The sequence below is a fragment of the Hymenobacter sp. AT01-02 genome (assembly GCF_000961955.2).
GTDB classification, from domain to species: domain Bacteria; phylum Bacteroidota; class Bacteroidia; order Cytophagales; family Hymenobacteraceae; genus Hymenobacter; species Hymenobacter mucosus.
Genome location: NZ_JZIR02000229.1, coordinates 1 through 961, shown reverse-complemented (window position 1 = coordinate 961; position 961 = coordinate 1). Strand labels below are relative to the sequence as shown.

General features: G+C 53.1%; 1 protein-coding gene. It reads right to left on the bottom strand.

Annotated elements, in window-relative coordinates; genetic code table 11:
• Positions 1 to 797: cysteine desulfurase family protein (locus VI25_RS22705; RefSeq protein WP_055562956.1), on the bottom strand; the 797-nt coding region annotated here is incomplete at its 3' end.
• Positions 798 to 961: the final 164 nt, after the last annotated feature.

Below are 961 nucleotides of genomic sequence, written 5' to 3'. Positions count from 1 at the left end.
CCCTGGATATGCTGATGATGAGCGCTCATGTCGCGGTACGAAATTTCAAGGGCTTTTGCCAGCCCTACGATACCGTACACATTTTCAGTACCTGCACGTTGGTTGCGCTCCTGAGAGCCGCCGTTAATCAATGAGTCTAACTGCTGCCCAGACCGCCGATACAAGAAGCCGGCACCTTTAGGGCCGTGAAACTTATGCGCTGAGCCCACTAGAAAGTTGGCTTTCAGCTGCTGTACATCGTGCGGGTAGTGCCCCATTGTTTGCACCGTGTCGGTATGGAAGACTGCATTGTGTTGGGCACAGATATCACCAATTGAGTTAATATCGTTTAGATTGCCAATCTCATTGTTGGCGTGCATCAGACTCACGAAGCTGCGCCCGACATGCCCAGCTAGCAGCGCGTCCAGATGCGCAAGATCTAGCCGGCCCTGCTCATCGTGGCGCACGTAGCTTAACTGAATATCTCCGGCTTTCTCTAGGGCTTGCAACGTGTGCAGCACGGCATGGTGTTCCAGCGGCGACGTAATAGCATGTTTCAGCCCCAACGTCCGAATGCTACCTACGGCAGCGTAGTTATCTGCCTCCGTTCCGCAAGAGGTGAAAACCACCTCAGCTGGAGCGGCATTAATTAAATGGGCAATAGTCTTGCGGGCATTCTCAATAGCAGCCCGCACCTGCCGGCCGTGGCCATGAATACTGCTTGGGTTGCCGAAGTGGTTTTGCAGGAAGGGCAACATTGCATCCAGCACTTCGGGGTCCAAGGGAGTGGTGGCAGCATTATCGAAATACACGGTCATGAGCAGGCGTGGCTAAGACGGAAAACGAGGAAGGTGGCACAAAAATAAAGGATTCCGGCGGGGTAGCCGGAATCCTTTCTATAAGCGCGAAGCTGGACTACCAGGATTTTGCCAACTCAGCACTGTCATTAGCACTTTAATGACAACTAAGCGGGTGCAAAGTG